11 protein-coding genes and 1 tRNA gene are annotated in these 13088 nt (G+C 48.5%); 6 read left to right on the top strand and 6 right to left on the bottom strand.

The features are described 5' to 3' along the window. Position 1: 1 nt before the first annotated feature. Positions 2–1666, top strand: coding sequence for an ABC transporter ATP-binding protein (locus tag THAL_RS01405; RefSeq protein ID WP_012991326.1), 1665 nt, complete (start codon positions 2–4; stop codon positions 1664–1666). Here THAL_RS01405 and THAL_RS01400 read toward each other — a convergent pair. From THAL_RS01400 to THAL_RS01390, 3 genes are read right to left on the bottom strand one after another with little or no spacing between them, the layout of a single operon-like run. Continuing rightward, complete coding sequence (locus THAL_RS01400) at positions 1650–2432, bottom strand: LpxI family protein (RefSeq protein ID WP_012991325.1); 783 nt, start codon at positions 2430–2432, stop codon at positions 1650–1652. The two genes, THAL_RS01405 and THAL_RS01400, sit on opposite strands and share 17 nt — an antisense overlap. Then, positions 2429–2986: a GTP cyclohydrolase I FolE gene (gene folE / locus THAL_RS01395; protein ID WP_012991324.1), complete on the bottom strand. Its 558-nt coding sequence runs from the start codon at positions 2984–2986 to the stop codon at positions 2429–2431. The genes THAL_RS01400 and folE overlap by 4 nt, the downstream gene beginning before the upstream one ends. A 6-nt stretch (positions 2987–2992) precedes the next feature. Beyond that, positions 2993–4033: an FAD-dependent oxidoreductase gene (locus THAL_RS01390; protein WP_012991323.1), complete on the bottom strand. Its 1041-nt coding sequence runs from the start codon at positions 4031–4033 to the stop codon at positions 2993–2995. A 14-nt stretch (positions 4034–4047) separates the two neighbouring features. Here THAL_RS01390 and THAL_RS01385 point away from each other — a divergent pair, with 14 nt between their 5' ends. After that, complete coding sequence (locus THAL_RS01385) at positions 4048–4536, top strand: CDP-alcohol phosphatidyltransferase family protein (protein WP_012991322.1); 489 nt, start codon at positions 4048–4050, stop codon at positions 4534–4536. Between the two features lie 4 nt (positions 4537–4540). Next, positions 4541–6835 (top strand): DNA gyrase/topoisomerase IV subunit A, encoded by a 2295-nt coding sequence (locus THAL_RS01380; RefSeq protein WP_012991321.1) that lies wholly within the window; start codon positions 4541–4543, stop codon positions 6833–6835. Here the strand turns inward: THAL_RS01380 and THAL_RS01375 are convergent. After that, positions 6819–7112, bottom strand: a complete 294-nt coding sequence (locus tag THAL_RS01375) for a DUF503 domain-containing protein (RefSeq protein ID WP_012991320.1) — start codon at positions 7110–7112, stop codon at positions 6819–6821. The two genes, THAL_RS01380 and THAL_RS01375, sit on opposite strands and share 17 nt — an antisense overlap. A gap of 26 nt (positions 7113–7138) precedes the next feature. On the opposite strand from THAL_RS01375, the gene THAL_RS01370 reads away from it, so the two are divergent. Both THAL_RS01370 and THAL_RS01365 read left to right on the top strand, forming a co-directional pair. Beyond that, positions 7139–8836, top strand: a complete 1698-nt coding sequence (locus THAL_RS01370) for an NAD+ synthase (protein WP_012991319.1) — start codon at positions 7139–7141, stop codon at positions 8834–8836. Beyond that, entirely contained in the window at positions 8827–9966 is a 1140-nt protein-coding gene (locus tag THAL_RS01365) for an aspartate aminotransferase family protein (RefSeq protein WP_012991318.1), read from the top strand. The genes THAL_RS01370 and THAL_RS01365 overlap by 10 nt, the downstream gene beginning before the upstream one ends. Here THAL_RS01365 and THAL_RS01360 read toward each other — a convergent pair. Then, positions 9929–11254, bottom strand: a complete 1326-nt coding sequence (locus THAL_RS01360; RefSeq protein WP_012991317.1) for a UDP-N-acetylmuramoyl-tripeptide--D-alanyl-D-alanine ligase — start codon at positions 11252–11254, stop codon at positions 9929–9931. The two genes, THAL_RS01365 and THAL_RS01360, sit on opposite strands and share 38 nt — an antisense overlap. A 21-nt stretch (positions 11255–11275) precedes the next feature. Between THAL_RS01360 and THAL_RS01355 the strand changes: the two genes are divergently transcribed. Further along, a tRNA-Met gene (locus tag THAL_RS01355) sits at positions 11276–11349 on the top strand. 1 nt (position 11350) lies between these two features. On the opposite strand, the gene THAL_RS01350 is transcribed toward THAL_RS01355, so the two are convergent. Further along, a complete protein-coding gene (locus THAL_RS01350; protein WP_012991316.1) occupies positions 11351–13084 on the bottom strand; it encodes an ATP-dependent DNA ligase in 1734 nt (577 codons plus the stop codon). Between the last annotated feature and the right edge of the window lie 4 nt (positions 13085–13088).

The following is a 13088-nucleotide window of genomic DNA, read 5'->3' as shown; positions in this document are numbered from 1 at the left end:
TATGAGTAATGTCAAGTGGCTCCTCTTCCGCTTTAAAAAGCACTGGGTACTTTTACTGCTAGCTCTATTGGGATCCCTTTTTGAGTCTGTGGGTGTTGCAGGTGTGAGCCTTTTGGTGAAAAGACTTGTGGACGGCGTTTTTCTTATGAAGAGTTTTTGGAAACTGGTTCAGACGGTAGGTTACCTGTATCTTCTGGTTCTCCTGGGACAGTTGGGCAACTTTATGGTTTCCTACTTTACGGGCCTTATGGCAGAGAGGGAGGTGAGAGAGATAAGAGAGCAAGCTTTTGAAAAACTTATGGGTTCTCACTACCTTTACGTGAAGGGCATCTCCATAGGTGATGTTCTGACGAGACTTTTGTCGGACCTGCGCCTCTACAGAGATCTGGTGGGATCTTATGCAGTCAAGCTGTTCAGAGATCCTTTCACAGTGATCCTTCTCTTGGCGGTGCTCTTTTACAGGGACTGGCGCCTCACTTTACTTTTGGCCCTTTTTCTACCTGTCATGTTCTTCTCCATCCGTTATTTTGGGGGAAAGAAGGACAAGCACACCAAGAAACTGCAGGAAGACACCGCAGATGCAGCCTCAGGTATAAAAGAAAGCCTGAGGGGTGTGGAGACTATAAAGGCCTTCATGGCAGAGAAGGTGATGATAGGGTGGTTTCAGCAACAGAGCCGGAAACTCTACGAGAGGAGCATAAAGCTTGTCCTTTACTCTTCGTGGAACACCGTCTTCAACTACCTTTTTGGTTACACGGTGGTGTCCCTTCTTATCTTTTACGGAGGTTACATGGTGGTCAAAGGCTACATGACGCCCGGTGATTTTATCTCTTACCTAACCGCTTTGGTGATGCTTCAAAAACCCCTTATGGAGGTGCAAAAGGGTTTTACAGAAGTGAGGGGAAGTATATCTGTCGTTTCCCGCTTGAGGGAGGTACTAAACTTACCTCAGGAGAGGGACGAAGGTTACCTCTTCCGTGGCCTGAAGGAAGAGATACGGATAGAGGACCTGAGGGTAAAGCTGGGAGATGAGGACATACTGCGCCACATTACTCTAAGGATAAAGGCAGGACAGAAGGTGGGTATAATAGGATCTACAGGAAGTGGAAAGAGCACTTTCCTGCGCACTTTGGCAGGCTTTGTGCCTTACATGGGAAAGATCCTCTTGGACGGTGTAGATTTGAGCCTCTTCAAACCTTCTTCCTTCAGAAGTAATATAGGTTTCCTCACCCAGGAAAGTTTTGTCCTCTCAGGGAGTGTGAGGGATAACCTGCTGATAGCCAAAAGAGATGCTACCGAAGAGGAGATGTGGAGAGCTCTCCGTATGGCTCTGTGCGATTTCGTAACAGACCTAGATGAGAAGGTAGGTGAGGGAGGAAGGGACCTTTCTGGAGGTGAGAAACAGAGGCTTGCTCTGGCACGCCTGTTCCTAAAAGAGCCCAGCATCATATTTTTGGATGAACCTACCTCCGCTCTGGACACTGTGACAGAACAGCAGGTGTTGAAAAACATACTGATGGCCTTTCCCAAAGCCACCGTGTTCATGGTGGCTCACAGACCTTCCAGCCTCAGCATATGTGACCGTGTTCTGGTGATGGAAGATGGTCAGATAGTCTTTGACGGTGATGTTACTTCTGCTCTTAACTTCTTCACAAGCCGTAGATAGCTATACCCCACTTGTCGGCAAGTCGTAGCATCTTCTCTTTATCTACCATATAAACCTTATTGGCTTCCAAAAAGAGGGCATCCGCCTTTATCTTTCTCATAAGCTCCAATGTCTGAGGTCCTACCGTGGGCACATCTATCCTAAAGTCCTGGTTTTTTCTGGCCACCTTTATGACCCTACACCCCTTTCCCCCTATTCTCCCGGCACGTTCGATAGTTTCCTGAGTGCCCTCCATGGCCTCTACACTCACCACACTTTTTTCCTTCACCACTATTGTTTGGCCTACATCCATGTCAGCCAGTGCCTTGGCTATGGGCATACCAAAGAGACCGTCTTCCATGGCGGAATCAGAAGGCCTTACCCTGTTAATGACACCGGAGGGCGCCAGTATGTCTTCCAGATAGGGGCGTGGGTCCAAGAACTGAAAACCCATACTTTCCAGTTCCTGCATCATGGTCTTTATGAGGGTCTGAGGTCTTTTATCGGGAGATTTTCGTAGTATCCTTACGGCCAGCTCATCCAACGTCAAGAGGTGTGAGAAGAGGAGTTTATGTTCAAACTTTCCCAGCATCACTATGTGTTTTATCCCTCTCCTTTCCAAAGTTTTAACCAGGCTCCCCACCTTACCGAGAGGTAGTGTCTCGTGGGCCTGTATGTCGGTAACATGTCTGACACCCACCACGAAGACCTCTTCCCCCTTCTCTTGAGCAGACTTTAGGAAGATGTAAGGTAGAGAACCACTGCCAGCTATGAGGCATATTTTCATAGCTTCTTGCCTATCAGCTTAAGAAACTCCTCCCTTGTTCTGATATCGGACAGGAATATACCCCTGAGGGCGGAGGTGGTGGTTATATGTCCTGGTGACATTACACCCCTCATGGACATACACAGGTGTTCACATTCTAAAACCACAGCCACACCTTTGGGCTTTAGCTGTTCCATCAGAAAGTCAGCTATCTGAGCTGTCAGCCTCTCCTGGACCTGGGGTCTTAGGGCAAAGGCCTTAACTGTCCTCACCAATTTAGAAAGTCCACACACCACCCTATCAGGTACGTAAGCCACGTGAGCTTTCCCAAAGAAGGGAAGGAGGTGATGTTCGCAAAAGCTGTATATGGTTATGTCTTTTACCACTACCATCTCGTTGTACTGGCCAAACTCCTCAAAAAGCTTAAAGTTGAACTCTCTCTGTCTTTCAAACTCCTCCCACATACGTGCTATGCGGTCAGGTGTCTCCTTCAGTCCCTCTCGGTCAGGATCTTCTCCTATACCTTCCAGAAAGAGGCGTACAGCTTGCTTGATCTTTTCCCTATCTATACCCATAGGCAACTATTTTACTTCAAAGCGATTACCATCAAAGACCTTCATAAAAGGATCCACTTCTCCGCGTGTTATATAGTTACGCACTATCTGGGCGGTTATAGGTGCCTGTAGTATACCGTTCCTGTGGTGACCTGTTGCCAGCAAGAAGTTTTTCCCCCACAGAAATACAGGTTTTTCGTCAGGTGTGGCCGGTCTGTAACCGTATAGAGTAGACAACAACTTGGCCTTAGCCAAGGCCGGAAGGATGCTGATGGCTCCTTCGGTAAGCTGGTGCAGTCCTTCTAGTGTGTTGCCGTGATCCAAAACTCCTACCTCTGATGTTGCTCCTATGTAAAGGTATCTGTTTCTGGGTATTATGTAGGACAAGCGAGAGTAATGAACCCTTTCTACGGAAACCTCCTTCACCTTGATGGCCTGACCCTTTACGGGAAAAATGGGCAAGGGAAAGAGTTCCTTGGTCCATACACCTGTGCAGAACACGTAAAAGTCCGCTTCGTAAGAACCTTTTATACCATCCACCTTCTTCACCTCACCGTCCTGAAGTTCCACTCTGGTTATCTCGTCCACCTGTATGGGTATACCGGTCCTATAGGTAGACAGAAGGAGGGCATCCATCAGGTTCTCTGCATCTACACATCCTTCCTCTTGGTAGAGGATCAGAGCTTTAACCTTTTTGCTTAACTCACCGTGAGGTTCCATCACATAGGTTCTGTAGCCTCTGCTGGCATACTCTTGTGCCTTTACTATAAGGTGATCCTCATCTTCTAGCACCACTCTGAAGATGCCGTCCATCTGAGCGTATACCTTCTGTCCTGATACATCCTCCACTAAGTGAAGGAACTGAGGATACTCTCTCAGGCTTCTGTAAGAAAACTCCAAGAGATCTCCTTCCAAACCTTCTGAAAAAGGTGCCAGCATGCCGCCTGCAACCCAAGAGGTGGCCTCTTGGGGATTTCTCGTCACTACACTCACCCTCAGGCCCTCTAAGGAAAGGAGGAGACCACTGCTGAGACCCAGTATTCCTCCGCCTACGATCAGTACTTTCATGTTAGATTTAATATATGTCTCCTCTCCTGGTGACCAGTATCAGGTTCTTTCTCACCTTCCCTACCGTGTACTTGGTGGTGGAAGATCACCGACTTTTGGCAGGTTTGTGCATACTTTTAGCTGCCGTCAGCGATTGGTACGACGGTGAAAAGGCCCGCAAGACAGGACAAAACACCCCTCTCGGATCCCTCATGGATCCCTTCGTAGATAAGGTTTTTGTTTTAATGGTTCTGTCAGCTTTTCTGTACATGGGGGAGGTATCTCTGTGGGCTTATCTGCTGCTACTGCTGCGTGAACTGAGCATGTCCTTCCTCAGAGGTATAGCTTCCCAGTATGGTGTAAGCATGACACCCTCTTATCTGGGCAAGACCAAGACCCTCTTTGAGTTTCTGACCCTCCTGTCCTTGGTCCTTTACCCTTCTGTCTCTGATCTCCTCCTCTGGATAGCCATCTTTTTTGCCTACGCTTCCGCCGTAGAGTACCTACGGCGTTTTGTAAAATAGTGTTATGGACATAATAGAGGTACCCATAGAAGAGGAAGTACGCCAGTCCTACATAGACTACGCTATGTCCGTCATAGTGGGTAGGGCCATCCCCGACGTGAGGGATGGTCTTAAACCCGTTCAGAGAAGGATACTTTACGCCATGTACGATATGGGTCTCTTTCCTGAAAAACCTTTTGTAAAAAGTGCCCGTATAGTGGGTACCGTGTTGGGTTATTATCATCCTCACGGTGATCAAGCTGTGTACGATGCTCTTGTCAGAATGGCTCAAGACTTCAACATGAACTATCCCCTCATAGTGGGACAGGGTAACTTTGGATCGGTGGACGGAGACCCACCAGCCGCTATGAGATATACGGAGGCAAAACTTTCCCGGTATGCTCTCCTCCTGTTGGAGGACATAGACAAAGAAACGGTGGATTTCGTTCCCAACTTCGATGGTTCCACAAGAGAACCAGCCGTTTTACCTTCCAAGTTCCCCAACTTACTCTGTAACGGTACGGCGGGTATAGCGGTAGGTCTGGCCACTTCCATACCTCCCCATAACCTGTCTGAGGTATGCAAAGCTGTTATAGAGTTGGCCAAAAACCCCCACATGACCACCCAAGAGATAATGCGCATCATAAAGGGACCTGACTTTCCTACAGGGGGTATAGTGGAGAACTACCAGGAACTTTTGGAGTTTTACGAAAAGGGAAGAGGACAGGTTAGGATAAGGGCCAAGGCTCACGTGGAGAAAGTAGCGGGGGGAAGGGAACAGATAGTGGTGACGGAAATACCTTACCAAGTCAACAAAGCTGAGCTTATAAAGAGGATAGCGGAGCTGGTGAGGGACGGGCGTCTCAAGGAGATCTCCGACATAAGGGACGAGTCTGACAAGGAAGGTATAAGGATAGTGATAGAGCTCAAGAGGGATGCTAGCGGCGAGAAGGTGTTGGAGAAACTCTACAAACTCACAGCCCTTCGCAAGAACTTTCCGATAAACTTCGTAGTTCTCATAGACGGTGAACCAAGACAGGTGGGTATAAAGACTCTTCTTCAGGAGTTCATACGTCACAGGTTGGAGGTGATCCTAAGAAGGTCACGTTATCTCTTACGTAAAGCGGAGGAAAGACTCCACTTAGTGGAAGGTCTTCTGAAAGCCCTCGCTAACCTGGATGGTGTTATAGCAGATATAAGATCTTCGGAGGATGTTCATCAGGCTCGTGAGAAACTCACCAAAAAGTACGGTCTTACCCCACTGCAGGCAGAAGCTGTTTTGGACATGAGGCTCCAAAGATTGACCTCCTTAGAGAGAAACAAACTGGAAGAGGAGGAGAGGGGGTTACGCCAGAAGGTGGAATACTACAGGCGCGTCATAGGGAGTGAGGACGAAAGGGTGAGGATACTTATAGAGGAGATGGAGGAACTGATAAGGACCCTTCCTTCGGTACGCAGAACTTTTGTGGAGGGTCTGGAGGGAGAAGATAAGACAGGTTCCATAACGGTGGTCATCTACCAAAACGGCAGGATTCTACCTGTCACCTCCATGGAAGAGGGAGTAGTGGTAAACATACTGGAAGTGCCCTACGACGACGGTCTCTTTCTGGTTTCCAGCAAGGGTAGAGTTTACTGGATAGGAGGTTCTCAGGCCCTTCAGGGTAGTAGGATAGATCTAAAGGAACAGGGAGAGTACGTGGTAGGTGCCTTTGTAAGATCCCAGGCCAGTGACAGGTTGGTACTGGCTACAGCCATGGGATACATCAAGAAGATTCCCCTCGTAGACTTTGAGTACCGAGCTCAGGGGATGCCCATAATAAAACTAGCGGAAGGTGATGAGATAGTTCGCCTCCTTCAATCACCCGAAGAGGGTGACCTGCTTCTTTACACACACCGGGGTAGGGTCCTCAGATTTCCTGTGAAGGATGTTCCACCCGCCGGTGTAGGCTCTAAGGGTGTGGTGGGTATAAAGCTGGAGGATAAGGATCGTGTGGTGGGTGTGAAGGCGATACTAGGTGCTAAGTATATACTCGTCATCACTGAGGATGGAAAAGTTAAGAAAGTGTCTTCTCAGGAGATTCCGGTAAGGAGCCGTGGTTCGAAGGGGATCAACGTGCTCTTCTCTTCCAGAGAGAGGTTGGCGGATGTAGTACCTATGGGAGAGGTAGTTAACGTAATGGTGGCTACTCTTTCAGGTAAGGTGTTTTACGATAAGCTGGAGGAGAAGGAACTACCCCTCGGTAGAGTGGACGGCCCTGCCAAAAAGAGATGGGACATAGGAGAGGACAGGATACACAAAGTGATCACATATCGGGTGTAAGGTACTTATCCTTAAAACTCATGATGAGTTCTGGAAAGTTCCTGTCTAGAAAGTTCCTCACCTTTCCCAAAGTTTCTTGAACGTAAGAGTACTCAGATCCTGCACACACAACCGCTATACTGGATCTCTGCCACTTGTCCTGATGATCTATCTCTGCCACACTTACGTTAAACTGGTTCCTGAGTCTGTCCTTTATTGATCTCATATAGTAGCGTTTCTCTTTGAGGGAAGAGTTCTCCGGCATAAAAAGTTCCACCATCAGCACCCCAACCACCATAGAGAACTCATTATAATCTTTCCTCTATGTATATCAACGTTGCCTTAGCCCAGATAAACCCTTTGGTGGGAGATCCTGAAAACAACACACAGCTCATTATGGAAAGATGGCAGAAAGTAGATGATAAGGCACACCTGGTGGTTTTTCCTGAGCTTTCCATCAGCGGATACCCTCCAGAGGATCTTCTACTCAGATGGGAGTTCGTAAAAGGGTGTGAGAAGGCCCTCAACAAGCTGGTGGAGTTTTCTAAAAGTATGAAGTCTGTATGTGTGGTGGGAACTCCTTACTGGAACGGTGACCTTTACAACGCTTTAGTAATTTTACAGGGTGGGAAAGTTCTCGGGATTTACAGAAAAAAGCATCTTCCCAACTACTCTGTCTTTGACGAAAAGCGTTACTTTCGTGGAGGAGAAGAACCTCTTCTTATGGAGATAGATGGTGTAGTTCTGGGGTTCTCGGTATGTGAAGATATATGGCATCCGGATGGATGGGAACGCTATTACGCCACAGCAGGAGCTGATATCTTGATCAACATAAACGCTTCTCCTTATCACATGGGTAAGTATGCCTTTAAGGAAGCTTTCCTTAAGGCACGTGCTGAGGATAACCTCTGCTATGTGGTTTACGTTAACAGCGTGGGTGGGCAGGATGAACTGGTCTTTGATGGCAGGAGTCTGGTTATAGATCCTGAGGGAAACGTAATTGCCCGTTGCAAAGCCTTCGAGGAGGATCTTAAGGTAGTCAGTTTGGACGTGCTTAAAGGGAGAAGAAGAAGGCTGGTGGATGTACGCCTTAGAGAGAGGCCTTTTGTAAGGGAGAAACCTTTGACTCACACCGACGGGAGAACTTTACCTTATGTGGAAGGCACAGTGGAACACTCTTTGGAGGGTGAGGAAGAACTGTATCGGGCGGTGGTGCTTTCCATAAAGGAGTATGTGGAGAAGAACGGGTTCAGAAAAGTGGTAGTAGGTCTATCGGGGGGAATTGACTCTTCTCTGGTGGCCTGTATGGCTGTAGACGCTTTAGGGGAGGAGAGGGTGGTGGGGGTTTTCATGCCATCTGTTTTCACTTCTGAAGAGAGCAGACAGGCTGTCTACCAACTGGTGAAAAACTTGAGGATACAGTTGCTGGAGTTTCCTATAGAGGGGATTATGAACTCTTACAAAAGCATGATGGGATGGGATGATATAACTGTGGCGGAGGAAAACCTCCAGTCTAGGATAAGGGCCAACATACTCTTTTATCTCTCCAACCGTTACGGTTACCTGGTTCTCTCTACCTCCAACAAGAGTGAGCTGGCCACAGGGTACGGCACCATATACGGTGACATGGCGGGTGGATTTGCACCCTTGAAAGACCTTTACAAAACCTACGTGTACCGTTTAGCCTATTACAGAAACCGTGTGAAGGAGGACATACCGTCCTTTGTTTTGACGAGACCACCAACGGCGGAGCTTCGTCCCCATCAAAAGGACGAGGACACGCTCCCTCCTTATCCTGTTCTAGATAAGATTCTCTTTCACTACATAGAGGAAGGGCTTTCGGTGGAAGAGATAGTAAGAAGAGGTTTTGAGAGGGAGCTGGTGTGCAAGGTGGTGAAGATGATAAAATCTGCCGAGTACAAGAGGAAGCAAAGTCCTCTGGGACCAAAACTTACATCTCGGGCTTTTGGAAAAGACTGGCGCGTGCCTATAACCAACGGATGGAGGGACTCATGTGGTTGATGGAAACCTATCAGAGACTTCCGGTAAGGTTCGTGAAGGGTAAAGGTGTTTATCTTTACGATGAAAAGGGTAAAAGATATCTGGATCTGGTGAGCGGGATAGCGGTCAACGCTTTGGGATACGGCGATAGGGATCAGGTGAAAGCCATATGCCATCAGGCAAAGAAACTGATACATGTCTCTAACCTCTTTGAAAACCCTTGGCAGGAGAAACTGGCTAAGCTCCTTGTGGAGAGGTTCTGGACAAAGGGTAGGGTGTTTTTCTGTAACAGTGGTACAGAGGCCAACGAAGCGGCCATAAAGCTGGTGAGGAGATACTTCAGGCTCAGAGGAGAGGACAGATACAGGATAATAACCTTTCAGAACTCTTTTCACGGAAGAACCTTTGGTTCTATGTCGGCCACAGCTCAGAAAAAGATTCAGACCGGTTTTGAACCTCTTCTGGAAGGTTTTGATTACGCCATCTTTAACGACATATCCTCGGTAGAGAAACTTATAACTGATAAGACAGCGGCCGTCATGTTGGAGATAGTGCAGGGAGAAGGTGGTGTGCGCGTGGCAGACAGACAGTTTCTTGAGGATCTTCAGAAGTTGTGTAGGGAGAGAGGTTTGCTCCTCCTTCTGGACGAAGTGCAAACAGGTATAGGAAGGACAGGGAAGTTTTACGCTTACCAACATTTTCAACTGGAACCTGACATCATCACTCTGGCTAAGGGACTGGGGGGAGGTGTTCCTATAGGAGCCCTCTTAGCACGTGAGGAAGTGGCAAAGGCTTTTGATGCGGGTTCTCATGGATCCACTTTCGGTGGCAACCCACTGGCATGTGCCTCTGCCCTTGTGGTGGTGGAGAAAGTGTCAGAGCTTTTGGATCACGTGAGAGAGGTGGGAGAGTACTTTATGGAGCGTCTTGCTGCTCTCGGGAGAGGAGAGGTGAGAGGTATGGGGCTTATGCTGGCTTTGGAGCTGGAAAGCAACTGCAAAGAGGTGGTTCTAAAAGCGTTGGAGAAAGGACTGGTCATCAACTGTACTGCAAAGAAGGTTCTCCGTTTTGTACCACCTTTGATACTTCAGAAAAGACACGTAGACATCGCTGTCAGAATACTACGCCGTGTTCTTGAAGAAGTTGGGTGATGACCTCTTCCATCTTCATTCCCCTTGAACCCTTCACCAGGATGATGGTGCCCTCCCTCAGCTTTTTTCTCAGATGCTGGACCACCTCTCCCTTATCTTCCAGATAGATGGTGGATACTCCCAATCTCTTCGCTTCGTGGAAGGCATAGCGCATCCAGTAGCCGTAAAAGATACACTCGTCTATCCTCTTTTCTGCACACCATCTACCCACATCCCTGTGGAGCTCTTCCGCCTTCTCCCCCAACTCCAACATATCACCCAGTACCGCTATTCTGTGTCCCTCCATGAGAGACAGGCTTTCTATAGCCTTTTTGACAGAGAGAGGGTTGGCGTTGTAGGAATCATCTATGATGGTAGCACCCATTACCGACAGGGTACGGAAACGTCCCTCAACAGGTCTGAAAGTGGTCAGTTTATCCAGGAGAGTAGTCCAGTCTACACCTAAGGCTTCCATAACTCCCAAGGAACACAGGATGTTCTCCACAAGAGCTAAACTGGGCACTGGCAGGAAGATCTCCTTTCCCTTCACCACGAAACGCACACCTTCCACCGTCAGTTTCAGATCTTGCGCAGACAGAGGCGTCCCTTCTCCGAAAAGAACCGCTCTTTCCACTCTGTAACAGTGAGCCACGTAAGAAGGCAGAACAGCCACGTGATCCTCCCGCATACCCTCCAGTATCTCACCGTTACCCAGTATCACGTCGTCAAGACATCCAAAGGTTTCAAGATGTTCCTCACCTATGGAGGTTATAACCCTCACGTGAGGTATCACCAACTGGGTGAGTTTAGCTACATCCCCTTTGGCACTGGCACCCATCTCTATAACCCAAAAGTCACAGTCTTCGGGAAAGTTGGCCACCGATAGGGGCACTCCTATCTGAGAGTTGTAATTTTTAGGTGTTTTGCACACCTTACCTACTGCCGACAGAAGGTGGGCCACCAGCTCCTTGGTGGTGGTTTTACCAGCGGAGCCTGCTATACCCACCACTTTTCCCTTAAAGTTGTTTCTTTTAAAGAGAGCGATACTGCGCAGTGCCTTCAGACTGTCTTCCACCACCAGCGCAAACTTACCCTCCTTTACGGGAACTTCCCTCTCCACCACCACTCCTACCGCTCCTCGTCTGAAAGCTTCTTCTACGAAACTGTGTCCGTCGTGTTTTTGTCCCTTCAAAGCTACAAAGACATCCCCTTCCTCCACCTGTCTGCTGTCGGTGACAAAACGCTTCACCTCACAGTTTTCTCCTATAAGTCTACCACCCGTTATAACACTGATACTGTAGGCCTTCATCGTATATAATTATGCTATATAGGCGGCGTAGCTCAGCTGGTTAGAGCGGGGATCTCATAAGTCCCAGGTCGGAGGTTCGAGTCCTCCCGCCGCCAGTTATGTTTCTCCTTCCGTACTCACTTTCCTCTGAAGCTGGTACAGTCTCAGGATTTCCTCTACCGTTGTAGCATCTTCAGGTTTCTTGTCTATCCTGATGAATCCCACAGCCCTCGGGAAGCGAAGGGCATAGCCGGGTTCTGTAATGGTCCTGCCTGCGGTGTGTAAGGGAGAACGCGTAATTTCGTCCGCTGTGACGGTAACCACGTACTTGGGTTCTACCCATACGTCCGCCTCCAGTATAGAGTCCACCCGTGCGTGTCGGTGGGGAAGTTTTATCTCGTCCAGAAGGTTCTTGAGCCTTATCCACTCATCTTCGGTGAAACCGGATCCCACTTTGCTGATGGTTTTAAAAGTGTCAGTGCTAGGATCGTAGACAGCGGTGAGAAGAGCTCCTATCCCAAGCTTGGCACGTGCCCCCTTACCGTAAAAGTACCCCACTATTACCACATCCACCGTGTCTGTCAGCGCACCCCTGTAGCTGCGCTTTAGCTTTATCCAGTTGAAGTTTCTTGAGCCGGCGGTGTAGGGAGCATCCAGCCTCTTGGCCATTATACCCTCAAGACCCCGTGAAACAGCGTCCTGAAAGAACTCTTCTATCTCTTTGGCTGTTTCCACTATCCTCATCTCTGACAAAAGGATAGTGTCCTGTTTTCCTGAAAGGAGGTTCTCTAAGGTGCGCCTTCTCTCTATGAAAGGTTCCTCCGTCATGTCGTTACCGTTCACGTAAAGGAGATCAAAGGAGAAAAGCTTGAGGGGATACTCCTTAGAGTACTGATAAACACCGTACTTTCTCTTTCTCTGGATGGTTATCTGAAAGGGATGAAACTCTCCCGTCTCTTCGTCGTAACTTATCGCTTCTCCTTCAAAGATTATGTCCTCCACATGAGCCAGTGCGGAAAGAACAGCGGAGGTTATGTCAGGAAACATCTCCGTCATCCGTTCCAGATTTCTGGAGTATATCTCCACCCTGTCCTTACTTTTGTGAATCTGGAGACGTAGGCCGTCATACTTGGCTTCCACAGCACATTTTCCCAGCCTCTTTATGATCTCCTCCGCAGAAGATACCCTCTCTGCCAGGGCCATCCTCACGGGATAACCTACCTGTAGCTTCATACCTTTCACTCCCTCTATCCCCTTCTCCAAAAGGGTTCTGGCCACCAATCCCAGATCGGAACACAGATTGTAGGCCCTTTCTATATCCTGGCGCCAGTTTCTGTTCCCCGCCAGCATGGCCAAAGCGTCCAGTAAGGTGGCCTCTCCCACGCCTAACCTCAGTCTTCCTACCACGATACGCATAACGTACTTGGCACACAGAGGAGAGAGACCCCTCAGCAAACTTATTAGGGCCATCAGCTTGTCCAAAGTTCCCCTCGTTTTGGCTATTTTGAGAAGCTCATCGTAAACCTGTACCACAGAAAGACCTTTCCCCTCCCACTTTATCAAGGTGGCGGCTGTTTCTCCTATATCTCCCGTCTGTCTGTAGATACTCTCCACCTGCGACAACTTAGTTCCCGTCGCCTTGGAGATGGCTTCCAAGGAGAGTTTCTCCGATATACCCATCTCCACTCCTGTGAAGGGTGGGAGAAGTTCCCCCAGCGTGAGATAAATCACCTTATCTACCTCTTCTCCGCTGCAAGACTTGAGAAGTCTGTAGAGGATGTCAGCCATATGCAGTCTGCTGGTGGTGTTCTCCAGCTCTTTAAAGTACTGGGCAAGTTCTATAAACTTCATAGGT

This window comes from Thermocrinis albus DSM 14484 (genome assembly GCF_000025605.1).
Taxonomy (GTDB): domain Bacteria; phylum Aquificota; class Aquificia; order Aquificales; family Aquificaceae; genus Thermocrinis; species Thermocrinis albus.
The sequence above is the reverse complement of the archived record's forward strand: the minus strand, read 5'-3'. Positions and strand labels throughout refer to the sequence as shown.

Coding starts and splice junctions, on each gene's coding strand:
- THAL_RS01405 (WP_012991326.1), top strand. CDS start 2: ATGAGTAATGTCAAGTGGCTCCTCTTCCGCTTTAAAAAGCACTGGGTA.
- THAL_RS01400 (WP_012991325.1), bottom strand. CDS start 2,432: ATGAAAATATGCCTCATAGCTGGCAGTGGTTCTCTACCTTACATCTTC.
- folE (WP_012991324.1), bottom strand. CDS start 2,986: ATGGGTATAGATAGGGAAAAGATCAAGCAAGCTGTACGCCTCTTTCTG.
- THAL_RS01390 (WP_012991323.1), bottom strand. CDS start 4,033: ATGAAAGTACTGATCGTAGGCGGAGGAATACTGGGTCTCAGCAGTGGT.
- THAL_RS01385 (WP_012991322.1), top strand. CDS start 4,048: ATGTCTCCTCTCCTGGTGACCAGTATCAGGTTCTTTCTCACCTTCCCT.
- THAL_RS01380 (WP_012991321.1), top strand. CDS start 4,541: ATGGACATAATAGAGGTACCCATAGAAGAGGAAGTACGCCAGTCCTAC.
- THAL_RS01375 (WP_012991320.1), bottom strand. CDS start 7,112: ATGGTGGTTGGGGTGCTGATGGTGGAACTTTTTATGCCGGAGAACTCT.
- THAL_RS01370 (WP_012991319.1), top strand. CDS start 7,139: ATGTATATCAACGTTGCCTTAGCCCAGATAAACCCTTTGGTGGGAGAT.
- THAL_RS01365 (WP_012991318.1), top strand. CDS start 8,827: ATGTGGTTGATGGAAACCTATCAGAGACTTCCGGTAAGGTTCGTGAAG.
- THAL_RS01360 (WP_012991317.1), bottom strand. CDS start 11,254: ATGAAGGCCTACAGTATCAGTGTTATAACGGGTGGTAGACTTATAGGA.
- THAL_RS01350 (WP_012991316.1), bottom strand. CDS start 13,084: ATGAAGTTTATAGAACTTGCCCAGTACTTTAAAGAGCTGGAGAACACC.